16 protein-coding genes and 3 pseudogenes are annotated in these 17,153 nt (G+C 68.0%); 10 read left to right on the top strand and 9 right to left on the bottom strand.

The window, feature by feature from the left end; genetic code table 11:
• The first annotated feature begins 80 nt into the window (after positions 1-80).
• Positions 81-323: an SHOCT domain-containing protein gene (locus tag ABZS97_RS15280; protein ID WP_356137700.1), complete on the top strand. Its 243-nt coding sequence runs from the start codon at positions 81-83 to the stop codon at positions 321-323.
• A 132-nt stretch (positions 324-455) separates the two neighbouring features.
• Here the strand turns inward: ABZS97_RS15280 and ABZS97_RS15275 are convergent, their stop codons facing one another.
• From ABZS97_RS15275 to ABZS97_RS15265, 3 genes are read right to left on the bottom strand one after another with little or no spacing between them, the layout of a single operon-like run.
• Positions 456-1,316 (bottom strand): IS5 family transposase, encoded by an 861-nt coding sequence (locus ABZS97_RS15275; RefSeq protein ID WP_356137698.1) that lies wholly within the window; start codon positions 1,314-1,316, stop codon positions 456-458.
• 32 nt (positions 1,317-1,348) lie between these two features.
• Complete coding sequence (locus tag ABZS97_RS15270) at positions 1,349-1,762, bottom strand: hypothetical protein (RefSeq protein WP_356137696.1); 414 nt, start codon at positions 1,760-1,762, stop codon at positions 1,349-1,351.
• 3 nt (positions 1,763-1,765) lie between these two features.
• Entirely contained in the window at positions 1,766-2,776 is a 1,011-nt protein-coding gene (locus ABZS97_RS15265) for a DUF6192 family protein (protein WP_356137694.1), read from the bottom strand.
• Between the two features lie 582 nt (positions 2,777-3,358).
• On the opposite strand from ABZS97_RS15265, the pseudogene ABZS97_RS15260 reads away from it, so the two are divergent.
• Both ABZS97_RS15260 and ABZS97_RS15255 read left to right on the top strand, forming a co-directional pair.
• Positions 3,359-3,542: pseudogene (locus tag ABZS97_RS15260) on the top strand (epoxide hydrolase); the annotation flags it as partial.
• Between the two features lie 27 nt (positions 3,543-3,569).
• Positions 3,570-3,648, top strand: a pseudogene (locus tag ABZS97_RS15255) (DNA-binding response regulator); the annotation flags it as partial.
• A gap of 48 nt (positions 3,649-3,696) precedes the next feature.
• Here the strand turns inward: ABZS97_RS15255 and ABZS97_RS15250 are convergent.
• Positions 3,697-4,620, bottom strand: coding sequence for a hypothetical protein (locus tag ABZS97_RS15250; protein WP_356137692.1), 924 nt, complete (start codon positions 4,618-4,620; stop codon positions 3,697-3,699).
• Positions 4,621-4,795: 175 nt separating this feature from the next.
• Here ABZS97_RS15250 and ABZS97_RS15245 point away from each other — a divergent pair, with 175 nt between their 5' ends.
• The 3 genes from ABZS97_RS15245 to ABZS97_RS15235 all read left to right on the top strand — a co-directional run bounded on the left by ABZS97_RS15245 (position 4,796) and on the right by ABZS97_RS15235 (position 7,879).
• On the top strand, positions 4,796-6,007 hold the full coding sequence (locus ABZS97_RS15245) for a histidine kinase (protein ID WP_356137689.1): 1,212 nt from the start codon (positions 4,796-4,798) through the stop codon (positions 6,005-6,007).
• Complete coding sequence (locus ABZS97_RS15240) at positions 5,995-6,645, top strand: response regulator transcription factor (protein WP_356137687.1); 651 nt, start codon at positions 5,995-5,997, stop codon at positions 6,643-6,645. The genes ABZS97_RS15245 and ABZS97_RS15240 overlap by 13 nt, the downstream gene beginning before the upstream one ends.
• Positions 6,646-6,751: 106 nt before the next feature.
• Entirely contained in the window at positions 6,752-7,879 is a 1,128-nt protein-coding gene (locus ABZS97_RS15235) for an RNA-guided endonuclease TnpB family protein (protein WP_356137685.1), read from the top strand.
• Positions 7,880-7,935: 56 nt separating this feature from the next.
• Here the strand turns inward: ABZS97_RS15235 and ABZS97_RS15230 are convergent, their stop codons facing one another.
• Positions 7,936-8,388 (bottom strand): MarR family transcriptional regulator, encoded by a 453-nt coding sequence (locus tag ABZS97_RS15230; protein ID WP_356137683.1) that lies wholly within the window; start codon positions 8,386-8,388, stop codon positions 7,936-7,938.
• A gap of 63 nt (positions 8,389-8,451) precedes the next feature.
• Between ABZS97_RS15230 and ABZS97_RS15225 the strand changes: the two genes are divergently transcribed.
• Positions 8,452-8,820 carry a VOC family protein gene (locus ABZS97_RS15225; protein ID WP_356137681.1) on the top strand — a complete coding sequence of 123 codons (369 nt, stop codon included), beginning with the start codon at positions 8,452-8,454 and terminating at the stop codon, positions 8,818-8,820.
• Positions 8,821-9,111: 291 nt separating this feature from the next.
• Here ABZS97_RS15225 and ABZS97_RS15220 read toward each other — a convergent pair whose 3' ends face one another.
• From ABZS97_RS15220 to ABZS97_RS15205, 4 genes and pseudogenes are all read right to left on the bottom strand, one after another.
• Entirely contained in the window at positions 9,112-10,266 is a 1,155-nt protein-coding gene (locus tag ABZS97_RS15220; RefSeq protein ID WP_356137679.1) for a ricin-type beta-trefoil lectin domain protein, read from the bottom strand.
• A 309-nt stretch (positions 10,267-10,575) separates the two neighbouring features.
• Positions 10,576-11,628 carry a glycoside hydrolase family 5 protein gene (locus tag ABZS97_RS15215; protein WP_356137677.1) on the bottom strand — a complete coding sequence of 351 codons (1,053 nt, stop codon included), beginning with the start codon at positions 11,626-11,628 and terminating at the stop codon, positions 10,576-10,578.
• Positions 11,629-11,657: 29 nt separating this feature from the next.
• Positions 11,658-12,737: a GDSL-type esterase/lipase family protein gene (locus ABZS97_RS15210; RefSeq protein WP_356137675.1), complete on the bottom strand. Its 1,080-nt coding sequence runs from the start codon at positions 12,735-12,737 to the stop codon at positions 11,658-11,660.
• Between the two features lie 161 nt (positions 12,738-12,898).
• A pseudogene (locus ABZS97_RS15205) lies at positions 12,899-13,156 on the bottom strand (rhamnogalacturonan lyase); the annotation flags it as partial.
• A gap of 585 nt (positions 13,157-13,741) precedes the next feature.
• Between ABZS97_RS15205 and ABZS97_RS15200 the strand changes: the two are divergent.
• The 3 genes from ABZS97_RS15200 to ABZS97_RS15190 all read left to right on the top strand — a co-directional run bounded on the left by ABZS97_RS15200 (position 13,742) and on the right by ABZS97_RS15190 (position 17,049).
• On the top strand, positions 13,742-14,809 hold the full coding sequence (locus tag ABZS97_RS15200; RefSeq protein ID WP_356137673.1) for a glycosyl hydrolase 53 family protein: 1,068 nt from the start codon (positions 13,742-13,744) through the stop codon (positions 14,807-14,809).
• A 123-nt stretch (positions 14,810-14,932) separates the two neighbouring features.
• On the top strand, positions 14,933-15,958 hold the full coding sequence (locus tag ABZS97_RS15195; protein WP_356137671.1) for a rhamnogalacturonan acetylesterase: 1,026 nt from the start codon (positions 14,933-14,935) through the stop codon (positions 15,956-15,958).
• 77 nt (positions 15,959-16,035) lie between these two features.
• Entirely contained in the window at positions 16,036-17,049 is a 1,014-nt protein-coding gene (locus tag ABZS97_RS15190; protein WP_356137669.1) for a pectinesterase family protein, read from the top strand.
• Positions 17,050-17,153 lie beyond the last annotated feature (104 nt).

Below are 17,153 nucleotides of genomic sequence, written 5' to 3'. Positions count from 1 at the left end.
GGCGGTCTGATGGGCCGCCCCTCCCCCCGCCGGGCCGCCCACTGCTGTTTGGGTCGCCGGTGTGTTCACGGGAGGTTGGCGTGTCGAGGGTATACCGCGAGATGGCACAGAACCTGGCCCGGATGATCGAGACGGAGCGGCAGCACCGCCGAGACGAGGACCGTGTGCGCGGAGCCCAGGAGGCGGACTCATATGTCCAGACGGCCCGGGAGCAGTCACCTAATGCCGCAGAAGAAGAGCTGGAACGACTGCGTGTGTGTGGTCTGATAACCGAGGAGGAGTTCGAGAGACGCGTCAAGCGGCTGCGGTCCTCAGATATCTGATCTACAGACTGTGCCGCGCTGCAGGGTTGCACCTCGTGACGACCTGTGCCCCTCCGAGCTGGGGAATTGGTACAGGGAATCCTTGCTGTCAGAGGGCGATGTGCAGGAGCCCCCACCGATCAGGGCCGTCGGTTAGCTGGCGGGCGGTGCCTTTCGTGTCCACTGGCTTGTTCGGGGGCTTTTGCGGGTCAGTCGTCGGGTCATCATGGTGATGAGTGCCCAGTTCAGGTGTGCTTCGGAGTGCTGCGGCAGCCGTTCGTAGTCGCGTGCGTTGCGGCGGGCGTTCATGCACCAGCCGATCGTCCGCTCGACTTTCCAACGGCGGGGTAGCACGACGAAGCCCTTGGTGCCCTTGGGTCGGGAGACGATGCGCAGGGTGAGCCAGAGGCGGTCGCGAGCCCAGTCCACGAGTTCGCCGGCGTAGCCGCGGTCCGCCCAGACCTGGGTGATCTGCGGCTGAGTGAGACGTAGCCGCCAGAAAACGTCGCGGGCGGCGTCGCGGTCCTGGATGTCGGCGGGCGTCACCGTGATCATCACGGGCAGGCCGAGCGTGTCCACGGTGATATGTCGTTTTCGGCCGTTGATTTTCTTCGCGACGTCGTAGCCGCGGCTGTTGCGGCCGACGGTGGAGGCTCCTTTGACCGACTGGGAGTCGACGATCAGCGTGACCGGATGCGGGCAGCGGCCCTTGCCGGTACGGATCCGGCGCCGGAGCTGGTCACGGATGTAAGTGACGACCCCGGCCCGGTTCCATCTCCAGAAAAACCCGTAGACCGTCTCCCAGGGCGGGAAATCCGCAGGCAGAGCCCGCCACTTCGCGCCGTTGTCGACGATGTAGCGGATGCCGTCGACGATCTCACGCCGCGGCCACTTCTCGGGGTGCCCGCCGGTCTTGGTCCGGCAGGCCGGGATGGGCAGCAGGGGTTCGAGAAGGGCCCATTCGGCGACGGAGGTGTCGGAGGGGTAGCGGCGGCGACGGGAGGCAGCGGGCATGGCGGGCTCGGCAGAGGGATCGGCGGCGGGGATTATTTGGAGAGCTGGGCGAGGGTGGCGCGGACGCCGGTGAGCTGGGCGGTGGCGAGCTGTGCCCATTCGTCGTCGGGGTAGCGGGCCAGGTGCGGATCGAGCGTGCCCGTGATCACCCGGGTGAGTCGGCCGAGGATCTGCCGGAACTGCCGCTTGTCGTACTCGATCCAGTCCGCGGGGTCGTCGGAGAACATGAACCCGTCGCGGCGGGTCCAGGTGATGGGCGTCAAGTTCTCGGCAGCGACGACGTCGCGGACGTGCCGGATGCCGCGGCCGACCTGCGAGCGGGTCAGGCGGGTGGCGGACATGAGCTGGTAGGTGCGCAGGCCTGCGGGGCGTGCTTCCATCAGGGCGACGCGGACCAGGTCGCCGTAGTGCTCGGCCAGCGGCCGGGCCTCCCGGCGTCGCGGCATGGCCTACTCGCCCTTGAGTAGCTGGACCAGCTGCTCATCCAGGGTGAACTCGCCGTTGTCGAGGGCCCCTTCGAGCCAGTCTGCCGCCGCGCGGACCCGGCCGATCTGTCGGCGCACGGTCTCGCGCTCATCCTCGGTGAACTCCTGCCCCCGCAGCTGCGGGACCAGCCGGCCGAGCGTGGCCACGAAGCCGTGGCAGGAGCCGACCAGGTCGAGGTACTCGATGGTGTGCTCGATCGCGCGGACGGCCGGGGTGCGTTCGCGGATGCGGTCACGGGTCTCGTTGGAGTTGTCGAACTGGGCGCGGTTGACGAGCATCCGGGTGGTGTCGTCCCGCATCGCCTTCCGGGCGACGGCAGGGCGGCGCAGCAGACCGGTAGTGACCTCCTGCGCGACGGTGTCGTCCCTGGTCAGCTCCGTGACGACCCGGACCTTCTCGGCCGGGGTGACGTGCTCGGTGACCGCCGGCCGCTTCAGCACGTCGGTGGCGACCTGGGCTGCGACCTCGTCGTCGCGGGTCAGGTCGGCCACGGCCTGGACCTTCTCGTCCACCGTAACCGGCCGGTCGACCCGCTGGCCGACAACCCGCTTCGCGCCGTCCGGCGTCCACTGCCTCGCCCCGGTGCGCGGGTTGAACGGCGCGTCCTCGATCGCCGCCCACCACTCGTCCTCGTCCACGACCGACGCGAGGATGCGGTGAACCGTGAACGACACGCCCTCCTTTCGGCGCTTCTGCGGCCAGCGGTTGGCGGTGTAGCGCCAGTCCTCCACCGTCCGGCGTTCGACGCCGATGTCGTCCGCGAACATCTGCAACGACTCCGTCACGGTGAACAGGTCGTCCGTGCCAGTCGGCATCGACCCGCCCACCGCCCTCATCGGCTCAATTTCCAACGTCATGTCACCCAGGGAGAATTGAGAGCGGGCGATCTGCGCGATCAGTTCCTTGGCCTGGGTGACGAGCTGTTCGTAACGCTGCCGGGTGACGTTCCCGATCCGGTCGGTCACGTCGGTCATGATGACCACCGCCCCCGCCCGGGTCCGGCCCGGCCACCACGACGTGACCGGTCAAAGGGGCGCCGGCCCCGGTCACTGTCCACCGTGACGCGCGCGACACGCCGAGGCAGGGCGTGAACCGGGGGCGCTCGAAGCGCTCGGGAGTCCGTATCAACTTGCCCGCAAAACAAGGGGTGTTCGAGGTGTTCGCGAGGGCGTTCGGCTATGGCGTTTCCGTAACGCCATTCCGCGACACCCGCCGCTGACGGCAGGCCCGCACCCGGCAACGATCCGAGCAGTACACCGCAGCCCTCGACCGCTCCACCCCCACCGTCCACGACCGCCCGCACACCGGGCACTCCGCCTGCTCTCCGCGCTGCACCGCAGCCACCCGCTGCCGGGTCCGCTGAAGCCTCCGCCACCGCCGTGACCTGCACCGGCCCGAACAGAACACCGCCTCTGCCGCCATCGTATGCGGCAGCGGATCACCGCACTCCCGGCAGTACCGCCGAGCCGTCCCGCCAGCCCTCACACCTCAGATCATCCAGGCGCACGTACTTCACGGCCAGGGATCAAAAACACCTACTGAAGAGGCGCAGTGTGTACCCGCGCGACATCGAGAAGTGTCCGCGTGCCTGGGCACAGGAGCGGTTCCGACGGATCGTCCGACGGAGGGCACCTGAAGCCCGGGGACATTTTCCCGTCGCTGGAGGTCCCCGAGTATGTCGTCAAGGATCTGCAAGACGGCCTCGCGGCAGTGCTGGCCGCTAACGGTATTTGGTCATGAGGCTGTCGACGCCGACTCCGTGGCGGCGCCCCGCCGGTCGACAAGGACCTCGACCGCCTCACCCAGCGCGGGCGGGAGGTCCTGCCCCTCACCGCCCGGGTGGGCGACGGCGCGTCGGCTGGTGTGAGCCTCCAGGGACGGACCGAGTCGGGTGTCAGCGTGGGCGGAAGAGGTAGGCGAGGTTGAGGACCACCAGTCCGGCCCAGGAGATGAGCAGGGCGGTGGTCCCGCCGGGAGTGAAGGTTGTTGCGACGATGCCGAGGATCAGTGAGAGCAACAGGACCCTGAGCTCCGCCCTTCGGTCGCGGACCACAGCTCGCTGAAGAGGGCCGGGCTCCGCCAGCCGTTCGGCGCACAACTCGTCGAACGACGCGGCGACGCGGTCGTCGATCCGGTCCCCGAGCCGTTCGACGAACAGGTCCACGATGGCGTTCTCGCCCCCGCCTTCCGGGTGCTCGGCGGGCTGGGGCCGTTTCGCCGGTGCCGGGGGTTGCTCGGTCATCGTGGTCTCCTCCAGAGGTGTGGGCGGGGGCGTGGCGCCAGCACCCGCAGTGACATCGGGTCGGCGATGGTGGGGCGGACGATAGTGGCCGAGGAAGCCGGGGCGGCAGGAAGCGGTGGCCAGCACGACGCACAGGGCCGCCATCGGTAGTTCCGCGACGGCGGCCATCGCGATCGCTGCGGCGAGTTCGGCTCCGCGGGCAGAGGTGACGATGTCGAACCAGGCGTCGACGATCAGCAGCGCGGCGGTTGCCGCCGCGGTGAGCGGGTGCCGAGGATCCCGGCGCAGCAGCAGTGCTCCGGTGGCGGTGAGGCCCAGGGCCTCCAGCGCATCCAGCCCCACCCACGCGGCTGACCAGTGCGGGACGCTGGGTGCGGTGGGCAGCGCGGCCGCCAGCACCAGCAGCCAGGGCAGCAGCGCGAGGCCGAACCCGATCAACGCCATGCCGGGCCACCGCCTCCTGTCGATGGTGCCTTGCGCTCGCAGCACAGCGGTGTGCGGCAAGAAGAACACATCCGCGATGGCGGCGGGCAGCGTGTCCGCAGCGCCGCAAGCTGCCGAATCGACGAGGGCCATGGGGCTGCGTCTCCTCCCGGATGCGGGCTTGTGTGCCTTACATGGACAAGCTTTCCTGCGGCGGGTGCGCGCGTCGGTAACGCGAAGGTCCGACTTGGGGGTGGTACTGGCTTCACCATCGATCCGGATGCAGGGTGCATGGCATGTGCGTCACCAGGCGTTCTACCGTCGGGTCATGAGGAGTTCCCGGCTGCTGCGACGCGTATTACTTCGAGCGCGACGGGACACCGGCTTCGTGGCAGCCGGGATTCCGCTGCACCTTGCCCTGGCGTCGCAGTGGGTCTGGGGCGTGACCATCGTCGTGAAGGCGAACGCGTGGGCCGTGGTCCCGATACCGTTCGCGCTGTTCCTCGTCGGCGTTCCGGCGCTCACCGTTGTTCAACGGCACCGTTATCGGGCGTTGCTCGGTGTGGACGTCCCCCGGCCGGCGCCGACGCCGGAACGATGGTGGCCCAGGCGTGCCCGGCGGTGGCTGTCCTCGGCCCAGACCTGGCGACAGGTCGGATACCACCTCCTGCTCGGGCCGTTGCTGGCTGCTGTGGAACTGCTCGTGCTCGCAGCGTGGGCCGCGGCGGTGGCGGGCGTCACCGTCTTCGCGTACGGCTCCGCGCTGCCGGTGGACCAGGCGATGTTGTGCACCGTCGGCGGCGTCGTGCTGCTGTGCAGCGCACCCTGGCTGGCCGGGGCGACGGCCCGGACCGAGGCCCGGCTCGCGCCGGCGCTGCTGGGGCCGAGCCGGAACGAGCGGCTTCAACAGCGTGTCGAGCACCTGGCCGAGAGCCGCACCGACCTGATCGAAGCCGTCGACAGCGAGCGCCGCCGCATCGAACGCGACCTGCACGACGGCACCCAGCAGCGCCTGGTCTCCCTCGCGGTCAATCTGGGACTGGCCAGGGCAACCCTCACCGACCTGCCGGACGATGCCCGCACCGCAATCGACGAGGCGCACCGCGAGGCGAAGGCGGCCATCGCTGAACTCAACGACTTGGTCCGCGGGTTGCACCCCGCGGTCCTCGAAGACCGAGGGCTGGACGCTGCGTTGTCCGGCCTGGCCGCCCGGGTACCGTTGCCGGTAGGCCTGCGCGTCGACATCGCAGAGCGAGCAGCGCCCGTCGTGGAGTCGGTCGCCTATTTCGTGGTCTCCGAGGCGCTGACCAACGTCACCAAGCACGCCCGCGCCACCCGCGCGGAGGTGAGGGTCGAACGGATCGGGAAGGTGCTGCGCGTGAACGTCACCGACGACGGGAGCGGTGGCGCCGACGCCTCGGCCGGCAGTGGGCTGAACGGACTGGCCAAACGCGTCGGCTCCGTCGACGGAACGTTCCGCGTCAGCAGCCCCGCCGGGGGCCCGACCACCCTCACCGCGGAGCTGCCGTGCGAGCTGTGATCGCCGAAGACTCGGTGCTGCTGCGCGTCGGGCTCGTCAAGGTGCTCGAGATGGCCGGCTTCCTGATCGCAGCCGACGTGGGTGACGCGGACGCCCTGTTGACCGCGGTCGAGCAACACCGGCCGGAACTTGCCCTGGTCGATGTCCGCATGCCACCGGCCTTCACCGACGAGGGAGTGCGCGCCGCGCTGGTGATCCGCCGCCAGTGGCCCCAAACGGCGGTGGTTCTGCTCTCGCAGTACGTGGAGGAGCGGTACGCGGCCGATCTGCTGAGCGCCCACACCAACGGTGTCGGCTACCTGCTCAAGCAACGTGTCGCCGACGTGGAGGAGTTCATCGCCGCGGTACGGCGGGTCGCGGACGGCGGCACGGCGCTGGATCCCGAGGTCGTCGCCCAGTTGCTGCTGCGCCGCCACAGCGACCCGTTGGAGCGGCTGACGCCCCGTGAACGGGAGGTGCTGGCGCTGATGGCCGAGGGACGCTCCAACGCGGGGATCGCCGAGGCACTGGTGGTCAGCGACAGCGCGGTCGCCAAGCACATCAACAACATCTTCGCCAAACTCGGCCTGCCCGCCGCTGACGCCGACCACCGACGCGTCCTCGCCGTGCTGCGATGCCTCGGGGTGCCCTCGGACTGACCGGCTACGCCGGACCGGCTCTGGTCGTCAGGCATTCGCTCGACGCACTCCTGTCCGTGAGTGACGATCCGTGCGCCAGGGAACGCGCTACCGGAATTCATTCGCAGTGCGTCGGCCTTCAGGCGAGGCCAGAGCGGCCAAGCAGTCGTTCCCCACGGCCGCAGAGCTGTCGAAGAGGCTGATTACCGAGGCGAAGCAGACGGTGGAGCGGTCCTGGCTGGGCAAGGTCTCTGCGGTGGTGCTCCAGCAGTCCCTGAGGGACGCCGAGACCGCGTACCGCAACTTCTTTGCCTCCCTCAAGGGCACCCGCAAGGGCCCGAAGATCGGCCCGCCCCGCTTCAAGTCCCGCAAGGACAAGCGGCAGTCGATCCGGTTCACGGCCAACGCCCGCTGGTCAGTGACCGACAAAGGGCGCCTGAACCTGCCGAAGATCGGCGCGGTGCAGGTGAAGTGGTCCCGCACGCTGCCCACCACGCCCTCCTCCGTCACCGTCATCAAGGACGCGGCCGGGCGGTACTTCGCCTCCTTCGTCATCGACACCGACCCCGCCGCCGACGCGGCCCGGATGCCCGAAACCGACCGCACCATCGGCATCGATCTCGGCCTGACCCACTTCGCGGTCCTGTCCGACGGCACGAAAATCGACTCCCCCCGCTTCCTGCGGCGCGCGGAGAAGAAGCTGAAGAAGGCCCAGCGGGAGCTGTCCCGCAAGCAGAAGGGGAGCAAGAACCGCGCCAAGGCCCGCCTGAAGATCGCCCGCGCCCACGCCAAGGTCACCGACGCCCGCCGCGAGTTCCACCACCAGCTCTCCACCAGGCTGATCTCCGAGAACCAAGGGATCGCCGTGGAAGACCTGTCAGTGGCAGGACTGGCACGCACGAAGCTGGCCAAGTCCGTGCACGACGCCGGATGGTCCTCGTTCATCGGCATGCTGGAGTACAAAGCAGAACGGTACGGCCGCACCCTGGTCACGATCGGCCGGTTCGAGCCGACCTCCCAGACCTGCTCGACCTGCGGCGTCAAGGACGGGCCCAAACCCCTGCACGTGCGGGAGTGGACCTGTACCGCCTGCGGCGCGGTCCACGACCGGGACCACAATGCCGCGATCAACGTGAAGACGGCCGCCGGACTGGCGGTATCGGCCTGCGGAGCGCCGGTAAGACCAGGAGCAATCCCGGCACAGCGTGAAGAAACAGGAAGCCACGGATTCCCGACCGAACCCCGTGCCGCGTAGCGGCACAGCAACGATTGAGAAGGCCAGAATCCTCGGGCTTCAGCCCGAGGAGCATGTCAAGGACCGGCGTTGTCATCGCGCAGCGAATGGATCATGCTCTGCAGGATCCGGGACGCCTCCGACTGCTCGGTCTCGGTCATGCCGGACAGCATTCTGACCTCGACGGACCGGACGGCTACGGACGCCTTCTCGAGGCTCCGTCTGCCGCGAGGTGTGAGCTGTGTGGGAAGTACCTTCCCGACCGGTGCCTTCGCCGGCCTGGTCACGTGGCCCTCTCGTTCGAGGGCTTGGAGCAGCACGTTCATCGACTGCCGTGTCACGAACGCGCCCCGCGCGAGCTCGGAGTTCGACAATCCTGGTCGTTGAGCCAGCAGCTCGAGGCAGGAGTAGTGGGTCACGCTCATCCCGAGCGGCCGCAGCACCTCCTCCATGGCTGCGCGCAGGGCGCTCGACGCCTCTTTCAGCAGGTAGCCCAGTGACGTCTCCAGGTCGACACCGTCTTGATTCATGTCAGCATTCTGACATAGATTGACGCGTGTCAGAAAACTGACACGAAGAGAAGGAGCATCATCATGCCCGCCACCGGCCCCGACTTCATCTCGCTCCAAGCGCGCGACCTCGACGCTTCGCAGGCGTTCTACGAGCAGTACCTGGGCCTGGTCCGCTCGCAGGCCGGACCTGCGCACGCCGTCGTCTTCGAGACGAAGCCGATCGCGTTCGCACTCCGCGACGTCGTTCCCGGCACCGATCTCGCATCCGTTGCTCAGCCCGGCATCGGTGCCGCGATCTGGCTCCACGCCACAGACGTCCAGGCCATTCACGATGCTCTCGTCGCCGACGGTCACACCATCGTCTCCGCACCGATCGACGGCCCCTTCGGTCGGACATTCACCTTCGCCGACCCCGACGGCTACCAGGTCACACTCCACGACCGCGCCTGATCGCCCAAACGCCACCGGACGATCACCGATCCCCGAAGACCGCCGTTGCGCCCACCGTGACCGCCGCCCGGCAAGACCGAACTCGCCGCCGTCATCCCGACGATCAGCCACGGCGTTCCGGCGGGACTGGCCGAGCCCCCTCGTCTGCTTCTGCGATGAGCCGCCTTGCCGCGGACGAGATGAGTCACGTGGCGGTTCCTGTACCCGTCTCCGCCCCGCCACCACCGAAGTGCCGGGCGCAGACCGGCACTTCGGTCAGACGCCTTCGAGAAGAGGGGTTTCAGCGCTCCACTACCGAAGCGTCCACCGCTGGTTGGAGCCGCTGTTGCAGGTCCACAGGACCGCTTGAGTGCCGTTGGCGGTGCCGGAGTTGTTCGCGTCCAGACACAGGCCCGACTGGGCGCTGGTGATGGTGCCGTTGGCGTTGACGTTCCAGCGCTGGTTCTGCCCTCCGTGACAGTCCCAGATGATGGCCCGTGTACCGGGCGAGGTACCCGAGGCCTCGGCGTCCAGGCACTTGGTGCCGTAGACGCGCAGTTCCCCGGCGTCCGTGTGGGCCCACTTCTGGCCGGTCTGGTCCAGGCAGTCCCACAGCCGGAGCTGGGTGCCGTTGGTCTGGGACGAGTTGGGCACGTCCAGGCAGCGGCCGGAGGCGGCACCGACGATCTGCCCGTCGCTCGGCGGGGGAGTGGTCGTACCGCCGGGCACGTACGGGCATTTGGTCTGGGCCCGGGAGAGGCCGGTGCGGTCCATCATGGACGGGCACAGGAACTGGGTGTACCGGGTGTCGTTGTCGAGGAAGATCTTGAGCCAGGGGATCGTACGACGTGTCACGTTGGAGTTGCCCCAAGTGGGGAAGGCGTGGCCGCCGCTGGTGAGCTCGATGTAGGCGCTCGGGGTGGCGGCCGGCATGCCGCCGTAGAGCCCGTTGAGATAGGACGGAGTGACTGTGCCGTCGTCCTTGGCCCCCATGATCATCGTGGGTACGCGGAGCGAGGACAGGTTCTGGGAGGGGGAGAAGGGCGCGAGCGGCAGGGCGGCCTTCAGCGACGGTCGTCGTTCGGCCGCGCTGATGGCGCCACCGCCACCCATGGAGTGTCCGATCACGCCCAGCCGGTTGGCGTCGACGCGGTCACGCACCGGGCTCTTCTGGGTGAGGTAGTCGAGCGCCGCGAGCAACTGGGTGCCGCGGGCGGTGTCGTAGTCGGTGGGGCTGTTGGTGTCGATACCGATGACGACGAACCCGAAGGACGCCAGCCAGGGCCCCATCCAGGCGCCTTCGGCGGACCATCGGGCGGTGTAACCGGGTACGGCCGCTACCGCGCCCCAGGTGCCTTGGGTGGTGTCGGTCGGGTAGTAGATCTTCCCGCCGTTGAAGCCGTTGCCGGGCGGCACGGTCAACTCCGCGGTGGCGAACGTCCCGCGCTGGGAAGCGACACTGCTCACAGTGGGAGCGGGGCCCCGTTCGTACGGGTTGTCCTGAGCGGACGCCGGTCGGGCCGAGGCCGGCTGAATCGCAATCAGGGCGGTGATGAGGCCGGTCACGGCGGTGACCACGGCTGTCCGCAACCTGAGAGTCCGGCTGGTCCGAGGAAGTCTCGTCCTGGGGGATCGGGTGCCCTCATGCACCGGGACATCGGTGACACTGGAGTTCATCGTCCTGTTCCTCCATAGGGTTTGCTGCGGCTACGCGAGTCGGGTCGGCGGCAGAGCGGGGCGGCGCGCACATGACAGGTCATCGCAAGTCGCCGGCCATCAGCGGTCGGCCTGGGCGGCAGCCGGGGGAGCGCTGCGCGCGGCGCCGGAGTAGACCGTGGCTTCCTTGGCGGTGGCGGCGATGCCGTTCGCACCGTTGAAGAGGCGTTGGCCCCAACTGGTGAGCCGGTTGGGGTCGAAGTTGGTCACCAGGTCCAGGTACTGCACATCGCTGCCGTTGCCGCTCCACGACCAGCCCAGGTAGCCGATGCCGAGTCGCTGGGCCGCGGCCATGATGGCGTCTTCGTCGGGGTTGCCGTCGGAGTGGTTGAAGCCGAACTCTCCGACCACGATGGGGAGTTTGGCGGCGACGAAGCGGTTCAGATAGTCGTTGACCTTCGCGGCCGTGTCGAAGACGCCGTACATGTGCACCGAGAAGATGGTGTTGCGGTCCCGGTCGGCGGCGAAGACCGACGCGGCGTTGTCGCGCATGGTGAAGGACCAGTCCTGGCCCCAGTTGGGCGCGTCCACCATGAGGGTGTGGTTGAGGCCGGCGCCCCGCAGCTTCTGGATGGCCGCCTTGGTGTCGGCGGTCCACCGCGAGGCGTTGTTGTTGCCGATCGGCTCGTTGCCGATGTTGACGATGACGTAACTCTCCTGGTCGGCCAGGGCGCTCTTGACGCTGATCCAGTAGTCGGCGGCGCGGGAGAGGGTGGTCGCTCCGCTCTGGTCGCCATAGCCGGTGGTGTCGTGGACTTCAAGGACGCAGATGAGCCGGTTGCGCTTGCACTGGGAGATGATGTTCGCCACGTCGTCGGCGCTGTTGCGGGTCCAGCGGTCACCGTTGGCGAGGACGACTCGCACGGTGTTGGCGCGCTTGGCCTTGATGTCGGCGATGGAGCTGATCCGGCTCGGGTACCAGGTGTGGGCGTGATTGACGCCCCGCATCACGAAGTCGTTCCCGTTGGCCTCCAGCAGCCGGCCGTTCTGGACGCGGAAGCCGGTGGGCGCGGCGTGAGCCGGTGTACCGAGACCGAGCAGGGGGACGAGCAGGCCCAGGAGGGCGGCCATGACGGCGGCCACGCGTGGCGCGGCGCGGGTGGGGGACTTCATGGGGGCTCCCTTACGACGGGACGAGGTGTTCAGGAGATGGCTGCTCGAGTTGTGCAGCTGACGGTGGCCGAGGGGGTACCGGCAGCCTCAGGTGTGGCGGCGGTGAAGCCGAAGGTCGTGCCGGCGCCCGGGGCGAGCGTGCCGTTCCAGGACGCGTTGGCGACGGTGGCCTTGCCGTCGGCTGTCGTGTCGAGGCTGCCGTTCCAGACCTGAGTGAGGTGTGCGCCCGAAGCCGGGACGACAGTCGCGGTCCAGCCGTTGACGCGGGACGTGGACGCGTTGGTCACCGTCACCTCGCCTTGGTAACCGCCTTGCCAGGACGAGACGAGGCGGAAGAAGGCGGTGCAGGCGGGATCGCCGCCCGGGGTGCCCGGGTCGCTGGGCACGCTGTTGTCCAGGGCGGCGGAGAGGGCGGGGTACCAGTGGGCGGCGATCTTCTCGTTGCCGGAGTCGGAGGGGTGTACGCCGTCGTAGGTGTCGGCCGCGGTGTCGAACCCCGTCCACTGATCGACGACTGTCACCGGGGAGCGGCTCGTACTGGTCGTCCTGGCCCAGTCGGGGATCCGTGCGTTCAGGGCGACTGCGCGCTGGGCGCAGCCGGTGCAGCCCGAGGGGTTCATCGGTATCAGCTGCGCGACGAGGATCTTCATGTCCGGATTCGACGTCCGCATCTGCTGCACCAGCTGCGTGTACGCGGCGAGGATGGTGTCGGGGGAGATGCTGCTCCACACGTCGTTGGTGCCGAAGTGCATGATAACGATGTCGGGATGCGAGGCGGCGAGCCTGCCGGGCAGCAGGTTCTGGTTCGCCACGTTGGTGACGAGCTCACCGCCGTGGCCTTCGTTGTCGCCGTCGAACGCCTGGGCGCAGCCCTGCTGGTTGAGGGTTCCGACGAAATCGATGTTCTTGTATCCGGCGTTCTGCAGACGGTTCCACAACAAGGCGCGCCAGCACCCCGGCGAGCCGGTGATCGAGTCGCCCAGCGGCATGATGCGTACGGGGGCAGCGGCGGGGGCGGCGCCGGCCGACGGCGCGAGGGCCATGCCGAGCGCGAGCAGAAGCGTGGTCAAAAGGATCCGGAGGAGCGGTTGGTGCGGGGTTCTGCGCATGCCAGTCCCTTCCTGCGTGTGTGGGAGCAGTTCGAGGATGTGGTTCAGCGGCTGACTGGTCCCGGGTGTGTTCGTCCGCTGCCGGGTCGGTGCCGAAGCGGTCGCCGCCGGTGCCGGCCGCCTCGCACGCCGACCACCGTTCAGCCGCGGCGTGTTCAGCAGCTCGGGGCGCCGGAGTCGAAGTAGTCCGTCGCGGTGGCGACAGGTGAGGAGTTGAGCTTGGTGCTGCTCCGTTAGACGTGGAACGCCACATCGGAGGGGTCGAGGGCGAGCCATCGCCATGACACCAGGTTCCCGCTTCCGGTGTGGACGCTGGTCAGTGCGCGGTCGAGGCGTTCCACCTGCCGCGCGGTCGCGGCCTGCGCCGTCTGGGGCAGTCCGGTGAGTGCGGAGGAGGCTGACGCGGTGCCGGGGGTGATACCGCAGATGAGGCGTCCTTTTGAGCGGTTCCTCGGTCTCAACGGTTGCGCTGTGAGGGCGGGGCAGCGACGTGCGTCGGTCACGATGGCCTCCGATGCATGGGGGGTGCCGAGTGAACAAGTTTCAGGTGGGGGAGAAGGTGATCGTTCACTCGGGCGGGCATGGGAACGCTCCCACGGGAGCGTAGGAAGCAGCTGAGTCGGCGTCAAGGATTCTGTCGAAGCCTGTTGTTCGGCCTTGTTGAAATTCGTGACTTTGGGCGGGCGTACGGATTGACAGGCGAAGGTGTGGTCTGGAAACTGCGTGATGCGTGACCGTTCTTGTGAACGATCCCAGCCCTTGATCCGTCAAGGAGCCTCTGAAGCAGGGGCAGTTGCAGATGCTGGTCTTGTCGCAGCTTGCTTCATATGTGAACGCTCGCATCAAGGGGGAGCGGGGCGGCTGTCGTTGATGGCGCCACTTCGTTGGTGACCTACTCCGCAGCTCGCCTGGCCCGAACTGCCTCCAGCAATGCCGACCACAACGACCGAACATGCGTCGACCGCCACCTTTGGCGTGCGGTCGGCGCCATGGAAGGAGCGACCATGCCCCCGATTCCTGCCAACGGTGTTCCATTGGGTTCCGGGAAGGTCGGTCGACGCACGCTGCTCAAGGCGACCACCGCGACCGCCGGAGCGATCGCCACCGCTGCCGCTTTTGGTGAACTCGAGACGCCGGCCCAGGCCGCCGCGGGCTTCGTGAAGGGCGTCGACATCAGTTGGGCGCCTCAGATGGAGGCGCGCGGCTATTCGTGGAAGAACGCGAGCGGCCAGACACAGGATCTGCTGACCATCCTCAAGGGGTACGGGATCACCGCGATCCGGCTGCGCACCTTCGTCAACCCCTCCGGCGACCCCGCCAACGGGCACTGCGGCATCAACGAGGTCGCCGCCTTCGCCAAGCGGATCAAGGCCGCCGGAATGTCGATCATGCTGGATTACATGTTCGGCGACACGTGGAACTCCGTCGGTGTGCAGAACCCGCCTGCGGCCTGGCGGAGCATGGGTTACAGCCAGATGGTCTCCGCGATGAGCTCGTACGTGAATCAGACCATGACGGTCATGAGGAACAACGACGTGCTGCCCACCTGGGTGCAGATCGGCAACGAGATCAACAGCGGGATCTGCCGTCCCGTCGGCAGCGTCTCCAGTGCGGCGCAGATGACAGGCCTGCTGAACGCGGCCTACACGCAGGTCAAGGCGGTGTCACCGGGCTCGACGGTGTGCATCCACCTGGCACAGCCGCAGAAGTACGACTCGATGACGACCTTCTTCAGTCGCTACGCCGCCAACGGCGGCAAGTGGGACATGTCGGTGTTCTCCTCCTACGGCAGTGCCGACCTCGCCGCCGGGATCGTGGGGAACATGAAGAAGATCTCCGCGCAGTACGGAAAGCCGTTCCTGCAGAGCGAGTTCGGCGGCCGCGTGGACAGAGCCTCCTCCACCCAGGCCGCGCTGGTCGCCTACATCCAGGCGCTCAAGGCCAATGGCGGACAGGGCATCTTCTACTGGGAGCCGGAGTGCATGTCCCCGTTCACCGGCTACAACATGGGCGCCTGGGACTCCTCCAGCAAGCGGCCCACCAGCATCATGAACGGCTTCACCCAGGCCTGAACGAGCGGCGCAGACCTCACCCCCACATCCGCATTTCCACGGGCAAGGACTGGACCTATGTTTGTAATGCACATGGCATGTGCGCGCCGTGACAGGCGTGGAGCCCGGCTGAGCGCGGCGGGCTTGCTGACCCTTTCGGCGCTGATCGGCACCGGTGCGGTGCAGGCCGGTGCCGCGACACCGCAGGCGCTTCCAGCCGGATGTTCCGGCACTTCACCGATCACCTGTCACTACGCGGTCTCGCCGGGCAACTACGACGTGACCGTCTCCATCGGTGGCACCAAGGCCGGACAGACGGAGACATGGGCAGAGGCCCGACGCCTGATGCTTCCGGCCACGAGCACGGCAGCGGGTGCCGTCACGGCGTACTCGTTCACAGTCAATGTGCGACAGCCCGAGGGGCAGCCGACAGGTCAGGGCGGCACCGGAACCCCTGGCCTGGACCTCCGGTTCGGGGGCACCTCGCCGCAAATCTCCGCCGTCTCGGTGAAACCGGCAACCCGCCCACTGGTGGCCTATCTGGCCGGTGACTCAACCGTGTGCGACCAGCCGGCCGCACCGTACACGGGGTGGGGCCAGATGATCACCCCTGCGGTCGGCCCCGGAGCCGCCATCGCCAACTACGCTGACTCGGGAGAGAGTTCGGGTAGCTTCCTGCACAACTCGGCGCTCTTCCCGGCAGTGTTGTCGAAGGTCAAGGCCGACGACCCGGTCTTCATCCAGTTCGGTCACAACGACAAGCAGACCAGTGCGTCCGCGTACCGGAGCAACCTCACCTCCATGGTCACTCAGGTCCGTGCCAAGGGCGGCGTCCCTGTCCTGGTGACACCGCCGGTGCGCCGGCTGTTCAGCGGCACCCGGCTCACCTCCACCGCCCTGCACGTCAACGGCGTCGGCGTGAACCTGCCTGCCGAGATGCGGGCTGTCGCTGCCGCGCAGAGGGTGCCGGTGATCGACCTGACCGCTGCGAGCAAGACGCTCGTCGAATCCCTCGGCCCGTCGGCCTCCGCACAGCTCTACCTTCGCTCCTCCGTCGACGGCGTCACGGACAACACCCACTTCTCGCAGTACGGGGCCACCAAGATGGCCGGGCTGGTGCTCCAGAGCATCCAGGCGCAGCACTTGCCGCTGGCCGACTACCTGCGCTGAACGCCGCGCGCACCCGCCGCGAAGCATCTCCCTGACGAGCCTGCACTTCTTCCGGAAGAACGACGAAAGGGGTATACATGCACCCGCTCGGCAAGTGCCGGACCCTCGTGGTCACAGGCGCCCTCGCTGCCGTCTTACCGCTCGCCGCTCTCGGTCTGACCACCCCGGCGAACGCCGCCACAACGATCACGGTGGCGAGTGACGGCTCCGGGAACTACACCACCATCCAGGCCGCGATCGCGGCAGCCCCCTCCGGGGCGATCATCAACATCAAGCCGGGCACCTACCGTGGCCAGGTATCCGTCCCCTCCGGCAAGCCCGGCATCACCTTGCAGGGTACGACCGGGACTGCGACCGACATCGTGATCACCGGAAACGCCCCCGCATCCACCGCCGGTACCGCAGGCAGCGCGACCGTGCTCAACATGGCCAAGAACACCACGGTCAAGGGTGTGACCATCGCCAACACCTACGACCGGCACGACAGTCAGGCGCTGGCCCTGTATGCGGGCGGCGACCGGCAGGTCTACCGCAACGTACGCCTGCTCGGTTACCAGGACACGTTCCTGTCCTGGGGTGGTACAGGAAGCTCGCAGGTCCGCCAGTACGTCTACAAGAGCTACATCGAAGGCGCCGTTGACTTCATCTACGGCAACGGTGCCCTGGTCATCGACTCCACGATCATCCGCTCGCTGGACCGAGGCAGCACCAACAACGGCTACATCACCGCCGCGGCCACCAACTCAAGCAACCGGTACGGCATCCTCATCACCAGGTCGACGCTGTTGAGTTCGGCCGCGGCGCGGACCGTCGCTCTGGGGCGCTGCTGGCACGCCGGCGGGGCGGCCGACGCGATCGGTCAGGTGCTGGTCCGCGACTCGACACTCGGTGCACACATTCGCCAGGCCGGAGCCTGGCAGGACATGGGCGGCTTCTCCTGGAAGACCTGCCGGTTCAGCGAATACAACAACACCGGAGCAGGCGCCAGTACCGGTACCACGGACCGCCCGATGATCAGCGGCGCAGCTGCGGCGAACTACACCTCGCAGAAATACCTCGCCGGAAGCGACGGCTGGAATCCCGTGGGGTAGCCCGGCGGTTGGCTGCCGCGCCCGAGCACGTGCCGGCAAGCGGCCTCGCCGTGTTCGCCGTCCAGGCCGTGTGGCCCATGGTGCTCAGCTGCCCGATGGGGATG

The sequence above is a fragment of the Streptomyces sp. NPDC005485 genome, from assembly GCF_040606085.1.
Lineage (GTDB): Bacteria > Actinomycetota > Actinomycetes > Streptomycetales > Streptomycetaceae > Streptomyces.
This window is presented reverse-complemented; position numbering and strand designations above follow the sequence as displayed.

Coding starts and splice junctions, on each gene's coding strand:
- ABZS97_RS15275 (WP_356137698.1), bottom strand. CDS start 1,316: ATGCCCGCTGCCTCCCGTCGCCGCCGCTACCCCTCCGACACCTCCGTC.
- ABZS97_RS15270 (WP_356137696.1), bottom strand. CDS start 1,762: ATGCCGCGACGCCGGGAGGCCCGGCCGCTGGCCGAGCACTACGGCGAC.
- ABZS97_RS15265 (WP_356137694.1), bottom strand. CDS start 2,776: ATGACCGACGTGACCGACCGGATCGGGAACGTCACCCGGCAGCGTTAC.
- ABZS97_RS15250 (WP_356137692.1), bottom strand. CDS start 4,620: ATGGCCCTCGTCGATTCGGCAGCTTGCGGCGCTGCGGACACGCTGCCC.
- ABZS97_RS15245 (WP_356137689.1), top strand. CDS start 4,796: ATGAGGAGTTCCCGGCTGCTGCGACGCGTATTACTTCGAGCGCGACGG.
- ABZS97_RS15230 (WP_356137683.1), bottom strand. CDS start 8,388: ATGAATCAAGACGGTGTCGACCTGGAGACGTCACTGGGCTACCTGCTG.
- ABZS97_RS15225 (WP_356137681.1), top strand. CDS start 8,452: ATGCCCGCCACCGGCCCCGACTTCATCTCGCTCCAAGCGCGCGACCTC.
- ABZS97_RS15215 (WP_356137677.1), bottom strand. CDS start 11,628: ATGAAGTCCCCCACCCGCGCCGCGCCACGCGTGGCCGCCGTCATGGCC.
- ABZS97_RS15210 (WP_356137675.1), bottom strand. CDS start 12,737: ATGCGCAGAACCCCGCACCAACCGCTCCTCCGGATCCTTTTGACCACG.
- ABZS97_RS15200 (WP_356137673.1), top strand. CDS start 13,742: ATGCCCCCGATTCCTGCCAACGGTGTTCCATTGGGTTCCGGGAAGGTC.
- ABZS97_RS15190 (WP_356137669.1), top strand. CDS start 16,036: ATGCACCCGCTCGGCAAGTGCCGGACCCTCGTGGTCACAGGCGCCCTC.